Consider the following 3,048-nt stretch of genomic DNA (forward strand, 5'->3'; position numbering starts at 1 on the left):
GAGTTCATCGAGGACGCCCACGAGACCATCGACGCGCGGCAGGAGGCGTTCCTGAACTACGTCCGCGAGGACGACTGGGACCTCTTCTTCGGCGTGTTCATGACGACCGACCGCGTCAACCACTTCCTGTTCAAGGACTACGAGCAGGACGGCGAGTACAAGGAGGAGTTCCTCGAGTTCTACCAGAAGGTCGACGAGTACATCGGCGAGCTCCGCGACGAACTCCCCGAGGACGTCTCCCTGGTCGTCGCCTCCGACCACGGGTTCACCAGCGAGGACTACGAGGTCCACCTGAACCAGTGGCTCGAGGACGAGGGGTGGCTCGACTACGACGACGAGGACCACGACAGCCTCGACGACGTCAGCGACGACACGAAGGCGTACTCGTTCATCCCCGGGCGGTTCTACCTCAACCTCGAGAACCGCGAGCCCCGCGGGAGCGTCTCCGAGGACGAGTACGACGAAGTGCGCGCGGAGCTGAAGGAGAAGCTTCTCGCGCTCGAAGGGCCGGACGGCGAGCCGGTCGTCGACCGCGTCGTCCCGAAGGAGGACGCCTTCGAGGGCGCCCACGACGAGATCGCGCCCGACCTCGTCGCCATCCCGAACCACGGCTTCGACCTGAAGGCGGGGTTCTCGGGCGCCGACGACGTGTTCAGCGTCGGCCCGCGCAACGGCATGCACTCCTTCGAGAACGCCACGCTGCTCTCCGACGACCCCGACGTCTCCGTCCCCGAGGGCACCGATCTCTTCGACATCACGCCGACGCTGCTGGACCTCCTCGACGTGGAGTTCGACGCCCGCGAGTTCGACGGCGAGACGCTCGTCTAGAGCAGGTCGTCTAGCTCGTCGTTCTGGAAGTCCTCGTTCACCTGTTCCTCCTCGACGGCCTCGCTGGCCTCCTTCGCGCGCTCCATGAACTGCTCGATGCGGTCGGAGCGCGCGACCCCCGACAGCAACACGAGCACCGCGATCTTCTCGGAGTCCAGCGGGAAGTCGCCGCCGCGGACCTGCATGCTGCGGGTCTCCTCCTCGACCCACGCGCGGGCCTTCTCGACGCCCTTCCGGGAGACCCGGTCGGCGTCCCCCGCGACTATCACGAGCGCCGCGCCCGCTTCGGTCGTCTCGGGGACGCTCATCCCCGTGAGCAGGGACTTCCGCGCGGTCGACGTGATGACGTTGACGTTCTCCCCGGGGTCGGGGGCGGCCTCCGCGCTCGCGAACCCGACCGCGGACATGTTCCCGGACTTCAGCGTGTTGATGACCTCGCTGGCGTCGACGACGCTCTCCCCGACGCCCTCGACGTCCTCGCCGGCGGCGAGCAGGATGCCGACGCGGCGCGCGATGCGCTCGTTGATGGCGTCGAACGCCTCCGTGACGCTCTCGCCGGTCTTCCGCCACGCGTCGTTGTCCACGAGCAGCGTGGAGTCGGCCTCCCGGACGAGCGTCTTCAGCGAGCGGCCGGCGTTCGCCTGGTAGATGCCGCCCTCGTCCCGGCCGGGGAGGATGCCGAGCGCGTAGACGGGAATCTCGTGGACGCGCTTGAGCTCCTGCACGAGCACGGGCGCGCCGCCGGAGCCGGTGCCGCCGCCGAGGCCCGCGACGACGAAGATGGCCTCCGTGCCGGCGTCGACGACGCCGTCGAGTTCGCCGACGACCTCGCCGAGGTCGCTCTGCATCACTTCCGCGCCGAGTTCGTTGTCCGCGCCGACGCCGTGCCCCTTCACGCGCTCCTGGCCGACGAGGACGGTGTCGATGTCGAGCGGTTCGAGGTCCGCCTTCGCGGTGTTGACCGCGAGCGTGCCACGGACGGCGCCGTAGCCGGCGCGGCGGTCTTCTTCGAGGAGGGCTTCGGTGACCTTGCCACCGGCCTGACCGACGCCGATGAGGGCGGCTTTCATACGCCATGCATCTCGGCGGGCGGCCATCAACGTTGCGCCACCCCTCACAGTTAAACCGGAAGACGCGGGCAACCCGTGGCGTGACAGACGACGACCTCGCCGAACGACTGCGAGCGGTAGAGCGCGCGCTGACCGACGGGGACGCCCCGGTCAGCGACCTCTCGGACGCGGCGGCGGTCCACGACCGCCTCGACTCCCTCGAAGCGGAAGTGACCGAACTCGGGGAGCGCCTGGACGCCCTCGACGCCACCGTCCAGTCGCTGCACGGCTACGTCGGCGACGTCGAAGCCGTCAACGAGCGCGTCCAGCGCCGCGCCGACGCCGCGCGCGAGGCCGTCGAACGACTCGAAGAACAGCAGTCCCGTCCCACGGAACCGTCCCACACCACCGAACCGACCGCCCCGCAACGCGACGAGCGCGCTGCCGAACCCGATCCCGAAAACCTACCGGACGGCACCCGGTCGGTCGACGCCGAGCGCGGGGACGACGAGTCGCTGCTAGAGCGCGTGCGCGAGTCGCTGTGACCGTCCGCGTCGCGCTCGCGGCGGTGTTCGCGCTCGCCCTGCTCGCGGCCGCCCAGCCCGCGGTCGACCACGCGACCCGCACCCGGGACGCCGCAGCGGTCGGCGCGAGCGCGGACCCGCGTCGCCCGACGCGTCCACGCCCCTCCACCGCCGCACGACCCCCGGACGCACCGTCGAAAACCGCACCGCGGCGCGCGCTCCGCCTCGACCTCCCGACGGACGCGAGCCTCGCCGTCCGCGACGGCCCGCCGCGGCTCGTCTCGACGCTCCCCGGTCGTCCCAAACATCAGCGCACGCTCCCTGTGCCAGTCGAGACGTGTGGCAACGAGGCGACGCTCGACGGCCCGACGACGCTCGCGTACGTCGACCGCCCGAATGGCTCGGTCGTGCTCGCGCTCCGAGGGTTTATCCGCGGGAACGCGACCACCGCGTCCCATGCGTGCGCTCCTCGACCGCTTCGCGGCGCCCGACCCCGACTGCGGCTGTGACGCCACCGACGACGGTAACGCGGTCCGCGTGGACGCCGTCGGCTGCCCGGGCGGCGGCGACCTCGCCGAGCAACCGGCGTGTCGCGCCACAGTCGCGGCCGCCTGCCGGCACTCCGACGCCGAACGCGTCGTCGTCGA

The 3,048-nt window shown here is 70.8% G+C and carries 4 protein-coding genes and 1 pseudogene; 4 read left to right on the forward strand and 1 reads right to left on the reverse strand.

Features of this window, described 5'->3' with window-relative positions:
- Positions 1 to 828 (forward strand): alkaline phosphatase family protein (locus tag GJ634_RS14700; protein WP_197425554.1); only part of this gene is annotated, 828 nt, incomplete at its 5' end.
- Here GJ634_RS14700 and GJ634_RS14705 read toward each other — a convergent pair.
- Positions 825 to 1,898, reverse strand: coding sequence for a tubulin/FtsZ family protein (locus tag GJ634_RS14705; RefSeq protein ID WP_157503591.1), 1,074 nt, complete (start codon positions 1,896 to 1,898; stop codon positions 825 to 827). The two genes, GJ634_RS14700 and GJ634_RS14705, sit on opposite strands and share 4 nt — an antisense overlap.
- 80 nt (positions 1,899 to 1,978) lie before the next feature.
- Here GJ634_RS14705 and GJ634_RS14710 point away from each other — a divergent pair, with 80 nt between their 5' ends.
- The 3 genes and pseudogenes from GJ634_RS14710 to GJ634_RS14720 form a co-directional block, all read left to right on the forward strand.
- Entirely contained in the window at positions 1,979 to 2,422 is a 444-nt protein-coding gene (locus tag GJ634_RS14710; RefSeq protein WP_157503592.1) for a hypothetical protein, read from the forward strand.
- Positions 2,419 to 2,910, forward strand: a complete 492-nt coding sequence (locus tag GJ634_RS14715; RefSeq protein ID WP_157503593.1) for a hypothetical protein — start codon at positions 2,419 to 2,421, stop codon at positions 2,908 to 2,910. Before GJ634_RS14710 ends, GJ634_RS14715 begins: the two co-directional genes overlap by 4 nt.
- Positions 2,858 to 3,048, forward strand: a pseudogene (locus GJ634_RS14720) (hypothetical protein); the annotation flags it as partial. The gene GJ634_RS14715 and the pseudogene GJ634_RS14720, both read left to right, overlap by 53 nt.

This window comes from Halobacterium sp. CBA1126, assembly GCF_009741975.1.
In the GTDB taxonomy this organism is placed as follows: domain Archaea; phylum Halobacteriota; class Halobacteria; order Halobacteriales; family Halobacteriaceae; genus Halobacterium.